Origin of the sequence: Streptomyces sp. NPDC050287 (assembly GCF_044459385.1) — a bacterium.
Lineage (GTDB): Bacteria > Actinomycetota > Actinomycetes > Streptomycetales > Streptomycetaceae > Streptomyces.
Genome location: NZ_JBITIY010000003.1, coordinates 714,171 through 730,705, shown reverse-complemented (window position 1 = coordinate 730,705; position 16,535 = coordinate 714,171). Strand labels below are relative to the sequence as shown.

Sequence of the window (16,535 nt, the reverse complement as noted above, 5' to 3'; positions counted from 1 at the left end):
GTTCTTCCGCGGAACCGCCTGAAGGCTCCGCGTGCGTGGTCCCGTCACCTGACGACGGGCCATCCGGCCGGGCGGTCCCCACCCGCACTGGGGGCCGCCCGGCCCTCGCATGTTCCCCCCATGAAAGGCCCTCCCGAAAGGAAGGTCCCCCACCGTGCGAAGAACCCGCATCCTGACGGCGGTGCTGGCCCTGGCTGCCGGCCTGCTCGCGGGCAGCCCGGCCGCCCTGGCCGCCGCCCCCGCGAAAGCGGCGATCGCCGCCGACACGTACACCTGGAAGAACGCGCGTATCGACGGCGGCGGTTTCGTCCCCGGCATCGTCTTCAACCGGACCGAGAAGAACCTGGCGTACGCCCGCACCGACATCGGCGGCGCCTACCGCTGGCAGGAGTCGTCGAAGACCTGGACGCCGCTGCTGGACTCGGTCGGCTGGGACGACTGGGGGCACACGGGCGTGGTCAGCCTGGCCTCCGACTCCGTCGACCCGAACAAGGTGTACGCCGCCGTCGGCACGTACACCAACAGCTGGGACCCGGGCAACGGTGCGGTCATGCGCTCCACCGACCGTGGCGCGAGCTGGCGGAAGACCGCGCTGCCCTTCAAGTTGGGCGGGAACATGCCCGGCCGGGGCATGGGCGAGCGGCTGGCGATCGATCCGAACAGGAACAGCGTGCTGTATCTGGGCGCGCCGAGCGGCAAGGGTCTGTGGCGGTCGACGGACTCGGGCGTCACCTGGTCGCAGGTGACCAACTTCCCCAACCTCGGCAACTACCAACAGGATCCGAGCGACACCAGCGGCTACGCCAGTGACAACCAGGGCATCGTGTGGGTCACCTTCGACGAGTCGACGGGCACGTCGGGGGCCGCCACGAAGACGATCTACGTCGGGGTCGCCGACAAGGACAACGCGGTGTACCGGTCGACGGACGCGGGCGCGACGTGGACACGGCTCGCCGGGCAGCCGACGGGCTACCTCGCGCACAAGGGAGTCCTGGACGCGAAGAACGGCTACCTCTACCTCGCGTACAGCGACAAGGGCGGGCCGTACGACGGCGGCAAGGGGCAGCTGTGGCGGTACGCGACCGCGACCGGCACCTGGACGAACATCAGCCCGGTGGCCGAGGCCGACACCTACTACGGCTTCAGCGGGCTGACGGTGGACCGGCAGAAGCCGGGCACGGTCATGGCCACCGCCTACAGCTCCTGGTGGCCGGACACCCAGATCTTCCGCTCCACGGACAGCGGCGGCACGTGGACGAAGGCGTGGGACTACACGTCGTACCCCACCCGCGCCGACCGCTACACGATGGACGTCTCGTCCTCGCCATGGCTGACCTGGGGCGCGAACCCCTCGCCGCCCGAGGAGACGCCCAAACTCGGCTGGATGACCGAGGCGTTGGAGATCGACCCGTTCAACTCGGACCGCATGATGTACGGGACGGGCGCGACGGTGTACGGAACCGAGAACCTCACCGACTGGGACGCCGGGAACAAGTTCACCATCAAGCCGATGGTGCGGGGGCTGGAGGAGACGGCCGTCAACGACCTGGCCTCTCCCCCGTCGGGCGCCCCGCTGCTCAGCGCGCTCGGTGACATCGGCGGCTTCCGGCACACGGATCTCGCCAAGGTCCCGTCGATGATGTTCACCTCGCCGAACTTCACCACGACCACCAGCCTGGACTTCGCCGAGACCGGCCCGAACACGGTCGTGCGCGTCGGCGACCTCGACTCGGGCCCGCACATCGCGTTCTCCACGGACAACGGCGCCAACTGGTTCGCCGGGGCGGACCCTTCGGGCGTGAGCGGTGGCGGCACGGTCGCGGCGGCGGCCGACGGCAGCCGGTTCGTGTGGAGCCCGGCGGGCACCGGCGTGCGGTACGCGACCGGCTTCGGCACCTCCTGGGCGGCCTCGAGCGGCATCCCGGCGGGCGCGATCGTCGAATCCGACCGGGTCGACCCGAAGACCTTCTACGGCTTCAAGTCCGGGAAGTTCTATGTCAGTTCGGACGGCGGAGCGACCTTCACGGCGTCCTCGGCGACCGGACTGCCCAGCGGCGACATCGTGCGCTTCAAGGCAGTGCCCGGCACCAAGGGAGATGTGTGGCTGGCGGGCGGGGCGAGCGACGGGGCGTACGGACTGTGGCACTCCACCGACGGCGGCGCCTCCTTCACGAAGCTCTCGGGCGTCGACCAGGCCGACACCATCGGCTTCGGCAAGGCGGCGCCGGGAGCGTCGTACCAGACGCTGTACACCAGCGCGAAGATCGGCGGTGTGCGCGGCATCTTCCGCTCCACCGACAAGGGCGCGAGCTGGACCCGCATCAACGACGACGCCCACCAGTGGGGTTGGACGGGCGGGGCGATCACCGGCGACCCGCGGGTGTACGGCCGGGTGTACGTGTCGACGAACGGGCGCGGAGTCGTCTACGGCGACAGCTCCGATGCCCAGAACCCCACGGACCCCGGCCCTGGACCCGGCCCGGACCCCACACCGACCGGCGCCTGCACGGTGACGTACAAGATCACCAACCAGTGGTCCGGCGGCTTCCAGGCCGACGTGCAGCTCACCAACAGCGGATCGAGCCCCTGGAACGGCTGGTCACTGGGCTGGTCCTTCGCCGACGGCCAGAAGCTCACGCAGTCCTGGAACGCCGAGGCGGCGCAGTCCGGTACGGCGGTGACGGCGAAGAACGTCGGCTGGAACGGGACCGTGGCGGCGGGCTCCTCGGTGGGCTTCGGCTTCACCGGGAGCTGGTCGGGCACCAACACGAAACCGACCGCGTTCAAGCTCGGTGATCAGAACTGCACGGTCGGCTGAGGCCATGAGACGCCCCCGTCCGGACGCGGGTCCGGACGGGGGCGTCGTGATCACGGGGTGTAGACCGCCGGCCGTGGTGCCGTCGCCATCCCGTCGCCGATGAAGAAGCTGGGGTGCGGCGGCTGGTTGTACGCGGTGTTCTGCCAGGCCAGTGCCGTGCGGTACATCGTGTCGTGCAGCAGGGTCGTGATCTTCGTGCTCGTCTCGTCCGGTGTCGAGTAGATCCGCAGGGCCGTGTTGTCCGACGTCGGCCAGACGGCCTCCTCGCGCCAGTCGCCGAGGATGTCCCCGGAGAGGGACGGCGTCGCCTTGGTGCTGTTGTTGGAGTGGACGCCGGAGCCGGTCACCAGGCGGGTGTCGCCCGAGGTGCCGTACTTGTCGATGTGGGTGCCGTCGAGGAGTTCGCGGACGGTGTCGCCGTCCCACCAGGACAGGAAGTTGGTCGAACCGGGCTTGCGGGTCGCGACCACCGTGCCCTTGGGGCCGCGGATGCCGCTCTCCGACGACGACCAGGACTCGGCGCCCGCGCTGCCCGACCAGATGTCCCCGGAGACGCCCCGGCCGTTGTCGCCGTTGGCGGGCGTGGACCAGATGATCTGGCCGGTCCTCGCGTCGGCCATCCAGGACGACGGCTTCGAGCTGTCCTCGTCGACCTTGAACTCCTCCAGGCCCGCGCGGGACGGGTCGAGGTCGCCGACGTGCATCGCGTCGCCGTGACCGTTCCTGGTGGTCCACAGGCCGGAGCCGTTGTCGTCCACGGCCGTCGAGCCGTACACGATCTCGTCCCTGCCGTCACCGTCGACGTCCGCGACCGACAGCTGGTGGTTGCCCTGACTGTCGTAGCCCTTGCCGCTGTTGGTGGAGGAGGTGGTGTCGAAGGTCCAGCGGCGGGTGAAGGCACCGCCGCGCCAGTCCCAGGCGGCGATCACCGTGCGCGTGTAGTAGCCGCGCGCCATGATGAGCGACGGGCGGGAGCCGTCCAGGTACGCCGTCCCCGCGAGGAAACGGTCGACACGGTTGCCGTACGAGTCGCCCCAGGAGGACACCGTGCCGCGAGCCGGGACGTAGTCGACGCTCTGCATGGCCTTGCCGGTCCGGCCGTTGAACATGGTCAGGAACTCGGGGCCGGACAGCACGTAACCACTGGAGTTGCGGTGGTCGGCCGACGAGCTGCCGATGACGGCGCCGGTGCCGTCCTTCGTGCCGTCCGCGGTCTTCATGGCGACCTCGGCCTTGCCGTCACCGTCGTAGTCGTACGCCTGGAACTGCGTGTAATGGGCGCCCGAGCGGATGTTGCGGCCCAGGTCGATACGCCACAGCCGGGTGCCGTCGAGCTTGATCCCGTCGACGAAGGTGTTGCCGGTGTAGCCGGACTGGGAGTTGTCCTTGGCGTTGGTGGGCTGCCACTTGAGGACGAAGTCGAGCGCGCCGTCCCCGTCGAGGTCCGCGACGGAGGCGTCGTTGGCCTCGTAGGTGTAGGCGACACCGTCGGGGGTGGTGCCGCCGGCGGGCGGGGTGATGGGCACGTCCTTGTAGCCGGTGCGCAGTTGGACGGCGTGCACGGAGTCGGCCTGTTCCACGCCGCCGACGACCGCGCGGACCGTGTAGTCGGCCTGGGCGGGGGCGCCGGAGTGGAAGTAGTTCGTGGAGCCGGTGATCGGCGTGGGGTTGACCTTCGTGCCGGCCCGGTAGACGTTGAAGGAGACGTCGTTCGGGTCGGTGCCGAGCCAGCGCCAGCTGACCAGGTTGCCGGCGTCGGTGTGCACGCTGGCGACTCCGCGGTCCAGCTTCTCGACCTGGCGGGCGGTGGCGGCCATGGGGGCCCCTCCCGCGCGAGTCAGTTCGAGCGTGGGGGAGGTGTCGGGGCTGGTGAGGGTGGTGAGCCCGGCGCCGACGAGGGCCGCGACGGCGGTCACCGCGGACAGGAGCGCGCGGCGTCTGCGGTGGGTGCGCGCGTGCGGCTCGGGATGCGGGTGCGGGTGCGGGTGCTGCACGGGGGCGAACCTCCTGGGGGACGGACGGATTCCGTTCCCTGTCAGTCGCCGCCGCGTGAGCCCGGGTTGCCGTGTCTCTCGGCCAATTCGGCGACCGGGCGGGCGATATGCAGCCACCCGCTCGGCTACGGACTTTCCTCGCGCTTCCTGAACGCCGGCACCGTGAATACGGGGTCGGGGCGTGGGCGGTCCTGGTCCGGGAGCCGCGCCAGGCGGGCGGCGAACCGTTCGGCGAGGGGGTCGCCGGGCGGCAGCCGGGTGAACCAGCCGCGCCGCAGGTCCGCGATCGTGCCGCGGGGGCTGCGGCCCTGCCCGTGTCCGGGGAAGCGGGCTCGCCCGGCCGGGGCCAGGCCCCGCGCGGCGGCGTACGAGGTGACGGCCCCGGCGGCGTCCTGGGCGGGCCGGCGCGGGCGTGGGGCGAGGACCGCGTCGATGTCACTGCCGACGTCGTGCGCGGCGGCCTTGTCGACCGTGGTGACGTAGACGCCGCCGGGCCGCAGCAGCCGCGCGCACTCGGCGACGACCGCGCGGACGTCGTCCCCCGTCTCCAGCAGGTGCAGCAACCACACACTGGTGACGGCGTCGAAGCTCCGGTCCGGGAACGGCAGCCTGCGGCCGTCCGCCAGGACGATCGCCCCGGGCAGCCGTACGGCGGCCGTCCGGGCCATGCCGTACGTCAGGTCCGAGCCCGTCACCCGCAGGCCCGGGCGGGCCGCGGCGAGCCGCCGGGTCACGATCCCGGTGCCGCAGGCCACGTCGAGGAGCCGGTTCGCGCGATCGGGGATCAGGCCCAGCAGGGCGCCTGCGGCCGCGGCGGCCCTGGGCTCACCGCCGCGGCTGACGTCGTAGGCGTCGGCCTCTTTGTCGTAGTCAAGCACCGTCGTAGTCAAGCACCGTCGGGTCAGCACCACCGTGGTCAGGCACCGTCGTAGTCAAGCACCGCCGTGGTCAGGCACCGCCGTAGGCCGGCATTCGTGTCAACCGGCTCCGTGAGCGGGGGCGAGCTCCGCCACCTTGCGCGCCAGCTCGAAGTCCTTCTCCGTCACGGCGCCGCCCGCGCTGTGCGTGTGCACGCTCAGTGACACGGTGTTGTAGCCGAGGGTGAGGTCGGAGTGGTGGTCGAGCTCGTCCTGGACCCGGGCGATGTGGACGACCATCGCCGCCGCGGCGGCATGCGTGCCGAGCCGGTACGACCGGGTGAGGCGGTCACCGTCGAGCGACCAGCCCGGCAGCTCGGCCAGCCGGTCCTCGATCTCCTTCTGCGACAGCGGTGCCACGGGCATGGCTCGCTCCTTCCTGGATACGGGACGCTGGTTGCCGGATGTCTCTCCAGCCTGCCACAGGTGGGCCGCTCCGGTCCTGGTCAGACGGGTTCCCTATGATCAGTCGGCGAGACACGGCCATTCGTGTCACTGGCGGTCACCGGCGGACCGTGTCGCGGTGGACCGTTCCTCGACTACGGTCGTCCGTATGACCATCGCCGCCTCCGGGAAAGCCGCGCCCGCCGTCATCCCCGCCGACCGGGGCGTGGGCCCGCTGCTGCGGGCCTGGCGGGAGCAACGGCGGGTCAGCCAGCTGGAGTTGGCGTTGCGGGCGGACTCCTCGGCACGGCACATCAGTTTCATCGAGACGGGCCGGTCCAAGCCGAGCGAGGAGATGGTGCTCAGGCTGGCCGAGCACCTGGACGTGCCCGTGCGGGAGCGCAACGCGCTGCTGCTGGCGGCCGGCTACGCACCCCGCTACCCGGAGACCCCGCTGGACGATCCCGCGCTGGACGCCCTGCGCGAGGGGCTGGAGCGGCTGATCCAGGGCTACGAGCCCTACCCGGCGCTGGTGGTCGACGCGCTGTACAACGTCGTCGCGGCCAACCGGGGCATCCTGGCGCTCCTGGACGGCATCCCGGAGTTCCTGCTCACTCAGCCGCTCAACGCCATGCGGCTGACCCTGCACCCGCAGGGGCTGGCGCCGCGCATCCGCAACCTGCCCGAGTGGCGCGGGCATCTGCTCGCACAGATGGAACGGCAGATCGCCCTGCACCGCTCGCAGCAGTTGCGGACCCTGTACGAGGAGGTCGCGGCGTATCCGGTGCCGCGGACGGGGGCGGCGGACCAGCCGGAGGAAGCGGCACAGCCGGTCCCGTACTTCGCGTTGCCGATGCGGATCGAGCACGAGGGCCGGACGCTGTCCTTCGTCTCCTCCATCTCCACCTTCAACACCCCGATGGACGTGACCGTCGCCGAGCTGGCCATCGAGACCCTGGTCCCGGCCGACCCGGCGACGGTCAAGTACCTTCAGTCCCTGCTTCCCTGAGGGGATCACCCACTCGCGAACCGGACAACAGGGGTCGATCACCCATGAGGTGAGGGAAAAGCGGGGTAGTCGAAGTAGTGAAGCTGTGACAACGAAGCCGCTGTGACCGCTGAGACTTATACCGGAACATGACACACTGCATCCGGGCTTCGACGCGTAGGGGAGGCGTGGCGTGAGCGAGCGGCGTCCCGCGCCCACCGTGGGTCAGGTGGTGCTGGGCAGGCGGCTGCAGGAGCTGCGGGAGGCGGCCGGCCTCAAACGCGAGGAGGCCGCGCAGGTACTGCGGGTGGCCCCCGCGACGGTACGTCGGATGGAGATGGCCGACGTCGCACTGAAGATCCCGTACGTGCAGGTGCTGCTGGAGACGTACGGCGTCCCGGAGCACGAGGCGGCCTCGTTCGTCGCGCTGGCCGAGGAGGCGAACCAGCCGGGCTGGTGGCAGCGGTTCCACGACGTGCTGCCGGACTGGTTCAGCATGTACGTGAGCCTGGAGGGCGCCGCCCGGATCATCCGCTCCTACGAGCCGCACTTCGTGCCCGGCCTGCTGCAGACCGAGGATTACGCGCGCGCCGTGCTGGAGGCCGGGACGGTCGGGCAGACGGTGCCGGCGGCCATCGAGCGGCATGTGTCGCTGCGGATGGCCCGGCAGCGGCTGCTGGACCGGCCGGACCCGCCCCACCTGTGGGTGATCATGGACGAGACGGTACTGCGGCGGCCGGTGAGCATCCGCGGCGAGGTCATGCGCGACCAGCTGGACCAGCTCCTCCGGTTCGCCGAGCGCGACCGGGTCACGCTCCAGATCGCCGAGTTCGAGGACGGCCCGCACCCGGGGACGTACGCGCCCTTCTCCCTCTTCCGCTTCGGTGAGCCGGAACTGCCCGACCTGGTCTTCACCGAGTACCTCACCGGCGCCCTCTATCTCGACTCCCGCAAGGAGGTCGCCACGCATCTGGAGGTCCTGGACCACATGTCGGCGCGGGCGGCCTCGGCGGAGCGCACCAAGAAGCTGCTGCGGGAGCGGCGGGACGACTTCTGAGGGACACCGCCGCACCCGCTGACCCGTACGGGCCCCGTCAGCGGGTGCGCTCCCCCGCCCCGCCGTAGGTTCGAAGAAGCAGCCACGGGCAGGCAAGAAGGCGCGCGTGACGACGTCAAGGAGGAGGCCCGATGCCCTCGGACGCGGTGCTGTACCAGGGGGCGGCGCTCTGCCTGACGTACCCCGGCGACGACTTCCACGCCCGCCTCCCGCTGCTGCGCGAAGCGGCCCCGCAGCTGCGGGAGTTCACCGACCACGCGGCGGTGACTCCCCCGGACGAACTGGCCGCGCATTACGTGCGGGTCTTCGATGCCGGGAACGAGCCGCACAGCCTGTACCTGAGCCGGTCCCGGGGCGGCTCGCTGGTCCGCTTCGAGGAGGTGTACCGCGAGCACGGGCTGGAGTTCGCCGGCGAGGAGCAGCCCGACTTCCTGCCCGCGGTACTGGAGTGCGCGGCCCGCACCGGCGACACGGACCTGCTCACCGAGCACCGTGCCGGCCTGGAGTCGCTCCGCACCCGCCTCACCGAGTTCGGCACGCCGTACGCCACGGTCCTGGACGCCGTGTGCGCCGCACTGCCGAAGTCCCGCTGAAGCCGGGCCTGCTCCCGCTGAAGCCGGGCCTAGGCCGCGCCGCCGGCGCCCCCGCTCTTGTGGTCCTTCTCGTCGTCGACGATCTCCGCGTCGACCACGCCCTCCTCGTCCTGCGGTGAGCCGTGCCGGTCGGAGGTGTCCTCCGGCGGAGTCTGCTGGGCCTGGGCGTACATGGCCTGGCCCATCTTCTGGCTGACGGAGGCGAGTTTCTCGACGCCCGTGCGCAGGGCGTTCGTCTCGGCGTTCTGCTCCAGGAGCTGCTTGACCTCCGCGACCGCCGACTCCACCTCGCCCTTGGTCTCGGCCGGGATCCTCTCCTCGTTCTCACGGAGGAACTTGTCGGTCTGATACACGAGTTGTTCGGCCTGGTTGCGGGTCTCCGCGGCCTCCCGGCGCCGGCGGTCCTCCTCGGCGTACTGCTCGGCCTCGCGCATCATGCGGTCGATGTCGTCCTTGGGCAGTGCGGAGCCGCCGGTGACGGTCATCTTCTGTTCCCGGCCGGTCGCGAGGTCCTTCGCCGAGACGTGCATGATCCCGTTCGCGTCGATGTCGAAGGCGACCTCGATCTGCGGCACCCCGCGGGGCGCGGGCGGCAGACCGGTGAGGTCGAAGACGCCGAGCTTCTTGTTGTACGCGGCGATCTCCCGTTCGCCCTGGTAGACCTGGATGCCGACCGAGGGCTGGTTGTCGGCGGCGGTGGTGAAGATCTCCGACCGGCGGGTGGGGATCGTGGTGTTGCGTTCGATGAGCTTGGTCATGATGCCGCCCTTGGTCTCGATGCCCAGGGACAGCGGGGTGACGTCGAGCAGCAGCACGTCCTTCACGTCGCCGCGGATGACGCCGGCCTGGAGCGCGGCGCCGACGGCGACGACCTCGTCCGGGTTGACGCCCTTGTGCGGGTCCTTGCCGGTGAGTTCCTTGACCAGCTCGGTCACCGCGGGCATCCGGGTCGAGCCGCCGACGAGGATGACGTGGTCGATCGCGGCGAGCTTGATGCCGGCGTCCTTGACCGCCTGGTGGAAGGGGGTCCTGCAGCGGTCGAGGAGGTCGGCGGTGAGCTCCTGGAACTGGGCGCGGGTCAGCTTCTCGTCGAGGTGGAGGGGGCCCTCGGCGGAGGCGGTGATGTAGGGCAGGTTGATGGTCGTCTCGGAGGAACTGGACAGCTCGATCTTGGCCTTCTCGGCGCCCTCACGCAGCCGCTGCAGGGCCATCTTGTCGCCCGCGAGGTCGATGCCGTACTGCCCCTTGAACGTCTTCACCAGGTGCTCGACGATCCGCTGGTCCCAGTCGTCGCCGCCGAGGTGGGTGTCGCCGTTGGTGGCCTTGACCTCGATGACGCCGTCGCCGATGTCCAGCAGCGACACGTCGAAGGTGCCGCCGCCCAGGTCGAAGACGAGCACCGTCTGCTCCTCGCCCCGGTCGAGGCCGTAGGCGAGGGCGGCGGCGGTCGGCTCGTTGATGATCCTGAGGACGTTCAGACCGGCGATCTCGCCGGCCTCCTTGGTGGCCTGCCGCTGGGTGTCGTCGAAGTACGCCGGTACGGTGATCACGGCGTCCGTGACGTCCTCGCCGAGGTAGGACTCCGCGTCCCGCTTCAGCTTCTGCAGCACCCGCGCGGACAGCTCCTGCGCCCGGTAGCGGGTGCCGTCGATCGTGCCCTGGTCCGGGAACCGCCAGCCCGGGTCGCCCATGTACCGCTTGACCGAGCGGGCGGTGCGCTCCACGTTCGTCACCGCCTGCCGCTTGGCGACCTCGCCGACGAGCACCTCGCCGTTCTTGGCGAAGGCCACGACCGACGGGGTGGTCCGGGCCCCCTCCGCGTTGGCGACGACGGTGGGCTCACCGCCCTCCAGCACGGCCACCACCGAGTTCGTGGTCCCGAGATCTATACCGACCGCACGTGCCATCGCTGTCCCCTTCCGGCCGCCAGGAAGCCTCACGCCAGGAGCCTCGCCACTCCAGCACAAAACTTGAGTGCGTTCTTGTCAATGGGTGGCTCCCTGTCACGGGACGGATGCCCCGGTCTCATGGGGACGGGTACCCCGCCGGGCGCTCGTCGTGCCGTCCGCCGCGCAGCGCGAGGGCGCGGCGGGGGCGGTCGGTGACCAGGACGTCGACGCGCGGATCGGCGAGGAAGGTGCGCAGCGGCAGGTCCTCGTTGACCGTCCACACCATGGTGAACAGTCCGTGCCGGGCCGCCTCGCGCAGCACGCCGGCCCGAGCCAGCCGGTGGTGGACGGCGACTCCGGAGGCGCCGCAGGCCCGGACCCGCCGTATCGGAAGCAGCTCGCTCAGCCGGGTGGCCGCCAGCCGGGCGGGGGCGATCTCCCGGCGGTCCCGGCCCAGGGAGAGCAGGGTGCGCGCCCGGGGGAAGGCCCGGGCGATGGCGGCGACGGAACGGTCCTCCAGGGTGGTGGCGACAAAGCCGTCGGCGCCGAGCAGGGCGGTGGCCCGGTCGATCACCGCGCGCTCGTACCCCACTTCCTTCAGGTCCAGGTGCCCGACCAGCTTCCCGGCGATCAGGGACATGACGTCCTCGACGGCCGGGACGGCGTATCCGGCGCGCGCGCTGAGCTCGGCGTGGGTGAGCGTCGACAAGGGCGGGCCTGCGGGTGCGACGCGGGCGTCGTGGTAGACGACGAGAACGCCGTCGGACGTACGGCGGATGTCGAACTCGGCGTACTCGGCACCGGAGCGGACCGCGTCCTCGTACGCCTCCCAGGTGGCGGCGCCGGCGAGTTCGGAGCCGCCCCGGTGCGCGGACACGGCGGGTCGTCGCGGCATCGGCGGGTCAGCTCCCGGACGGGGATCGGGGCGCGGGCACCGGTGCGGGCCGGCCGTCGGGCGGGGACAGGAGGGAGCCGGAGCGTCTGCCGACCCGGCGCAGCAGGACGTATCCGATCACGACGAGGATCACGAAGGGAAACCAGGCCAGCGCGTACGCCGTGCCGTAGGTGCCGAGGTCGAGGATGGAGCGGTCGTCGTGGACGTTGGTGCCGTTGACCCCGAAGAACGCCAGCAGCAGGGTCGGCGGCAGCGCGATCAGGGTGGCGGCGGCGACCAGCGCGGAGACCGTCCGGTCGCGGCGGTCGTCGCGTTCGGCGAGTTCGGCGTCCAGGGCGGCGGAGCGGGCGCTGATGACGGAGGTCAGGCGCTCGACCATGCGCGCGGAGTTCTCCAGGCTGTCGCGGATGCCGAGGGTGTCGCGCAGGGAGGACTGGAAGGCCTCCATGAGCATCTCCGGGATCAGCAGGCTGTCGACGTACGCCTCGACGCCGAAGGCCAGGTCCAGCTGGAGTTCGTTCACCCCGGCCGACAGGCGCGAGATGAGGGAGCGGACCTCGTACGGGGAGTCCGTCATCGGGGCCAGCTCGTTGGCGCGCATCGTGTCGAAGGCGGCCAGGCGGGTGCGCTGGAGGACGGCGAGGGCGGAGATCATGCCGACGGCGACCAGGACGAGGCCGTTCTCGACGTGCGGGGCCCAGCCGGCCTGGACGGAGACGCCACGGCCGTGTGTGGAGAGGGTGACGCCGTGGTTCCTGAGGTTGGGCGGCAGGGCGTCCTCGGCATCGGGTGTGCGGTGCGCCGGCATCCGGCCTCGGTAGACGATCGCGTTGAGCAGGGTGTGCCTGTGGGCGGCGCCGGTGAGGTCGGCGGACAGCAGGTCGTGCAGCAACCGCCCCCCGGGGAAGACGAGTTGGTGGACGTTCTGGCCGTAGGCGAGCGGCGTCGGCAGGGCAAGACGTTCGTTGACCGCGTCCAGCAGCGGCCGGTCGCCGAGCAGGAGGCCGCGTCGCTCGAAGCAGGTGTCGGCGAGCCAGCCGGCGAGGGCGTCCTGCGGGGTGTCGGCGGCGAACTCGCAGTCGACGACGAGGGTGATGTCGCCGCGCGGGGTGGCGAGGACCAGGAGGTCCGCCGAGGCGAGGGCGAGGCCGTGGTCGCCGTGCGACGGTCGCAGGTCCTCGGGCGCCAGGGGCATGGCCAGCACCGGCACGGGCAGCACGGCCTGACTGGTCCTCAGGTGGGGTGCGAAGCGGCCGAAGTCGAGCCGGTCGACGAGTGCGTCGGAGGTGGCGGGACGCGGGCGGGCCCGGCCGTCGAGGCTGAACAGCAGGACCGTACGGGTCAGTTCACGGGTCGCGGAGTCGAGTGCCGTCGTCGCGCTGGATGTTCCCGCCACCGTTCCCGTCCTTCCGCCGCCGTTCAGCTATGTACCCGGGCCGGTGCCCGCGAACCGGCCCGGCGCACGCGCAGGCCGCCCCGGCGAGGGGCGGCCTGGCGGGCGTCGTGTCCCGCAGGGAGCTCAGGCGAGCTTCGCGGACAGCGTGATCGGTACAGCCTTCAGTGCCTGGCTGACGGGGCAGTTGGCCTTGGCCTCCTCGGCGGCGGCGACGAAGGCCTCCTCCTCGATGCCCGGCACGGTGCCCTCGACGGTGAGGTGGATGCCGGTGATGCCCTCTCCCGGCTGGAAGGTGACGTCGGCGGAGGCGACGAGCTTGGTGGGCGGGGTGCCGGCCCCGGCGAGGGCGTGCGAGAACGCCATGGAGAAGCAGCTGGAGTGAGCGGCCGCGATCAGCTCCTCGGGGCTGGTCTTGCCGTTCGCTTCCTGGCTACGGGAGGCCCAGGTCACCGGCTGTGCGTCGATGGCGCCGGAGGTGTCGAAGGTGACGACGCCGTTGCCCTCGAGCAGGTTGCCTTCCCAGACGGTGTGAGCGGAGCGCGTGGTGGCCACGGTCATTCCTTTCGTACGGTCATACGGTCCCGGTTGACGGGTCAGGGCACTATCCGATCACACTCGGGCTCAGCTCATGCGGAAGACCTGCCCCCAGCGGGCTGAGCGGCAGGCGGGCGCCCCGCGTGATCAGGGAGGCGTGCTCGCCGCGCACCCGCAGGAGTTCGCACCAGCCGTCGGTGATCACATGCGAGGGGCGGGCGTACGTCCGTACCGGCTCCGGACGCGGCAGGAACTCGTCGCACCGGCGGGCGCACGCCGCGGGAGGCGTGGGTTCAGGCGGCGCGTCGTTCCTGGCGGGCCGCGAGCGGGACCTGGGGGCCGTCCGTCTCGCGCAGCCAGCGGCGCAGGACCCGGTGGATGTGTTCCGCACCGGTGAGCTCCGCACCGTCCTCGACGGGCGCGGACAGGCCGAGCGGTGACAGCAGGAAGGGGCGGCCCTGGGCGCCGCCGAGACCGCCGTGCGAGCCGATCTGCTCCTCGAACGCGAGGACTTCGCCCTCGGCCGGGTCGTACCAGGAGTTGACCATGATGTCGGCGGTGTGCGGGAAGGAGTGGGTGCGCCGGACCGCGTCGGCGGCGCCGGCCCCGAAGTCCGTGAGCGGGCCCGGGTTCTCGTCGAGCGCGTCGAGGGGTATCTCCGTGCCGAACGGGCCGAGGACGACCCCGTCGTGCGCCTCGCTGCGGACCAGCAGGAAGCCGATGCCGGGGTGGTTGGCGAGGGTCGTCAGCAGGGCGGGGTGGCGGGCGTCGATCTCCTCCTTGGTCATCCGGTGCGGCACGTCCGGGAAGGAGACCAGGCCCAGGTTGCCGGAGGCCAGCACGACCGGCTCCGCCCGGCGGGAGGGCCGGTACTGCTCGCGGCCCTCCTCCACGGGCCGGCGCAGCGCGGCGCGTACCGCCGCGCGGGCCTCGGCACCGCTGTGGGTGCGCCGTGCCCGGCGCGGCACGGGCAGGCCGCAGCCGGCCCGCACCAGGTCGCCGAGGGTGAGGCCGTAGCGGGTGCGGAAGGTCTCGCCGGGGCTCTGCCCGTGATCGGAGAGCACCACGATCCGATACGGCCGCGGGGCGTGCTCGACGACCGTCTCGATCAGCGCGAGGGACCGGTCGAGACGTTCGAGGACCTTCTCGGCGTCCCGGCTCATCGGCCCGGAGTGGTGCGCCACTTCGTCGTACGCGACGAGGTCGGCGTAGACGGCGGTGCGCCCGGCGAGCATGTCGCCCATCACCGCGGCGACGACGACATCGCGTTCGACGACGGTCGCGAAGGCGCGGACGAACGGGTACAGGCCGCCGCGCCCCACCCGGGGGCGGACCTTGCAGAAGCGGGTCCGGGTGGACTGGCCCATCTCGCGGCCGACCTCGGCGACGAAGGACATGGCGGTGCGCACGGCGTTGGCCGGGTCGGAGAAGTAGGCGAAGTAGCCCGCTCTGGAGCGGGTCTCGCGGCTGCGGCGGCGGGCGGCTATGGACAGCACCAGGGCCTGTTCGTCGGCGCCGCCGGAGAACAGGTTGCCGCGGCTGGCGCCGTCCAGGGTGAGCAGTCCGCCGTCGCCGGTGGCCCGGACGGCACGGCGCTGGAGTTCGGCGGCGCTGGTGGGGCGGTTGCAGACCATGACCTCCTGGCGGTCCTTCTCGTACCAGCGGAAGGCCGGGATGTCGTGGTTGCTGCCGTGCAGGATGCCGAGCTGGCTGGCCCCGGTCTGACTGGACCAGTCGGTGCGCCAGGGGCTGAGCCGGTGGGTGGCCTTGCGGCCGGCGGCGCGGCCGCCGGCCGCGCTCCCATCACCGTTCTCGCTGCCGTTCTCACAGCCGCCCTCACTGCCGCTCTCGCAGCCTTTCTCACAGCCGCTCTCGCTGTCGTTCTCACTGACGCCGAGCCAGCGGGCGACCGTGGGCATCAGGCCCTTGCCGACCGCGTCGAGCAGCACATCGTGGCCGACGCCGTCGAGTTGCATGAACACGATGCCGGGACTGGCGGGGCAGGCCGGGGCAAAACGGCGGCGGCGGTCGGAAAGGCGGTACAGGCGGCGCCGGTAGGCGTCGTCGTCACGGACGGCCAGCGCGGCGCCCGTCGCGGAGGCCACCGCGGACATCACGGCGGCCACCACGACCGCGGTCTCCGGAGCGGCGTCGCCCTGCTCGGTGGGGTTCAGCCGCAACGCGAGCAGCAGCAGCCCGCCGTTGAGGAAGAACACCAGCAGCCCGAGCACGAGCGCCGGCACGAGCAGCAGCAGCCGTACGAGAAGGGGCCACACCAGGGCCGACAGGAGACCGAAGGCGCCGGCGCCGAACGCCGCGGTGACAGCGATCCGGGTGGCGCTGTCGCCGTCGGCGGACTGCAGCCTGAAGTCCGGCAGGATGCCCGCCAGCACAAGCATCGTCAGGGTGGAGACGCCCCACACCGCGACGCTCCGCCCGATCTGACTGACGACCCGCCGCCAACGCCCTGCACGCACGCCCCGCACACCTCACGTCCCGGCCCGTCGTCGATGCGGGCCTGGGCCAAGCCTGTCATACGCGTTTTCCGCCGGGATGCCGGTGACGGCCCGTCCGCGACCGCCCCCTGCGGCGTACCGGACCGCCGGCGGAGCACTCAGCGCCCGTCGTACCCGGCCGTCGGCATCGACAGCCGCCGGTGCACCCGCGCCTTCATCTGGGCGTCGTACGACGGCTCCGCGTGGCCGACCGTCTCCACCCGCACCCCGCGCCGGGCGCACTCGGCGGTGAACTCCTCCACCGACGACAGCGCGCTGCGCAGCACCCGCAGGCTCGGCGCGACGAACAGGTCACGGCCGGGCCGCACGCCCTCCCACAGGACGCCGTGGTCGGGGCGCAGCGCACATCCAAGGAGTTCCCGGGTGACGACGTAGCCCCGCTCCGCGGCCCAGCGGGCGCACATCGCGTGCTGGCTGCGGGAGTCCACCAGGAAAGGGTCGTCGTCGAGCTCCTCCAGAGGCGTCAGGCTCGCGATCGCCGTGACGCGGAGCGGTCCGGGCGTGCCGAGGGCACCGCGCACCTGTCCCATGAAGTCCCCCCTCACCTCCGGGTT

At 71.6% G+C, this 16,535-nt stretch carries 13 protein-coding genes; 4 read left to right on the top strand and 9 right to left on the bottom strand.

Annotated elements, in window-relative coordinates:
- Positions 1-154 precede the first annotated feature (154 nt).
- On the top strand, positions 155-2,818 hold the full coding sequence (locus ACIBK3_RS13685) for a cellulose binding domain-containing protein (RefSeq protein WP_399365085.1): 2,664 nt from the start codon (positions 155-157) through the stop codon (positions 2,816-2,818).
- Between the two features lie 50 nt (positions 2,819-2,868).
- Here ACIBK3_RS13685 and ACIBK3_RS13680 read toward each other — a convergent pair whose 3' ends face one another.
- The 3 genes from ACIBK3_RS13680 to ACIBK3_RS13670 all read right to left on the bottom strand — a co-directional run bounded on the left by ACIBK3_RS13680 (position 2,869) and on the right by ACIBK3_RS13670 (position 6,095).
- Entirely contained in the window at positions 2,869-4,812 is a 1,944-nt protein-coding gene (locus tag ACIBK3_RS13680; protein WP_399365083.1) for a rhamnogalacturonan lyase, read from the bottom strand.
- A 125-nt stretch (positions 4,813-4,937) separates the two neighbouring features.
- Complete coding sequence (locus ACIBK3_RS13675) at positions 4,938-5,690, bottom strand: class I SAM-dependent methyltransferase (protein ID WP_399365081.1); 753 nt, start codon at positions 5,688-5,690, stop codon at positions 4,938-4,940.
- A 99-nt stretch (positions 5,691-5,789) separates the two neighbouring features.
- Positions 5,790-6,095, bottom strand: coding sequence for a 4a-hydroxytetrahydrobiopterin dehydratase (locus ACIBK3_RS13670; RefSeq protein ID WP_399365079.1), 306 nt, complete (start codon positions 6,093-6,095; stop codon positions 5,790-5,792).
- 187 nt (positions 6,096-6,282) lie between these two features.
- Between ACIBK3_RS13670 and ACIBK3_RS13665 the strand changes: the two genes are divergently transcribed.
- From ACIBK3_RS13665 to ACIBK3_RS13655, 3 genes are all read left to right on the top strand, one after another.
- Positions 6,283-7,122: a helix-turn-helix domain-containing protein gene (locus ACIBK3_RS13665; RefSeq protein ID WP_399365077.1), complete on the top strand. Its 840-nt coding sequence runs from the start codon at positions 6,283-6,285 to the stop codon at positions 7,120-7,122.
- Between the two features lie 172 nt (positions 7,123-7,294).
- A complete protein-coding gene (locus tag ACIBK3_RS13660; RefSeq protein ID WP_399365075.1) occupies positions 7,295-8,158 on the top strand; it encodes a helix-turn-helix domain-containing protein in 864 nt (287 codons plus the stop codon).
- Positions 8,159-8,289: 131 nt separating this feature from the next.
- Positions 8,290-8,751, top strand: a complete 462-nt coding sequence (locus ACIBK3_RS13655; RefSeq protein ID WP_399365073.1) for a nitrate reductase molybdenum cofactor assembly chaperone — start codon at positions 8,290-8,292, stop codon at positions 8,749-8,751.
- 29 nt (positions 8,752-8,780) lie between these two features.
- Here the strand turns inward: ACIBK3_RS13655 and dnaK are convergent, their stop codons facing one another.
- From dnaK to ACIBK3_RS13625, 6 genes are all read right to left on the bottom strand, one after another.
- On the bottom strand, positions 8,781-10,658 hold the full coding sequence (gene dnaK, locus ACIBK3_RS13650; protein WP_399365071.1) for a molecular chaperone DnaK: 1,878 nt from the start codon (positions 10,656-10,658) through the stop codon (positions 8,781-8,783).
- Between the two features lie 118 nt (positions 10,659-10,776).
- On the bottom strand, positions 10,777-11,535 hold the full coding sequence (locus tag ACIBK3_RS13645) for a glycerophosphodiester phosphodiesterase family protein (protein ID WP_399365070.1): 759 nt from the start codon (positions 11,533-11,535) through the stop codon (positions 10,777-10,779).
- 7 nt (positions 11,536-11,542) lie between these two features.
- Positions 11,543-12,931: a hypothetical protein gene (locus ACIBK3_RS13640; protein WP_399365068.1), complete on the bottom strand. Its 1,389-nt coding sequence runs from the start codon at positions 12,929-12,931 to the stop codon at positions 11,543-11,545.
- 123 nt (positions 12,932-13,054) lie between these two features.
- Complete coding sequence (locus ACIBK3_RS13635; RefSeq protein ID WP_399365066.1) at positions 13,055-13,483, bottom strand: OsmC family peroxiredoxin; 429 nt, start codon at positions 13,481-13,483, stop codon at positions 13,055-13,057.
- Between the two features lie 275 nt (positions 13,484-13,758).
- A complete protein-coding gene (locus tag ACIBK3_RS13630) occupies positions 13,759-15,951 on the bottom strand; it encodes a phage holin family protein (RefSeq protein ID WP_399365064.1) in 2,193 nt (730 codons plus the stop codon).
- A 128-nt stretch (positions 15,952-16,079) separates the two neighbouring features.
- Positions 16,080-16,511: a hypothetical protein gene (locus ACIBK3_RS13625; protein ID WP_399365063.1), complete on the bottom strand. Its 432-nt coding sequence runs from the start codon at positions 16,509-16,511 to the stop codon at positions 16,080-16,082.
- Positions 16,512-16,535: the final 24 nt, after the last annotated feature.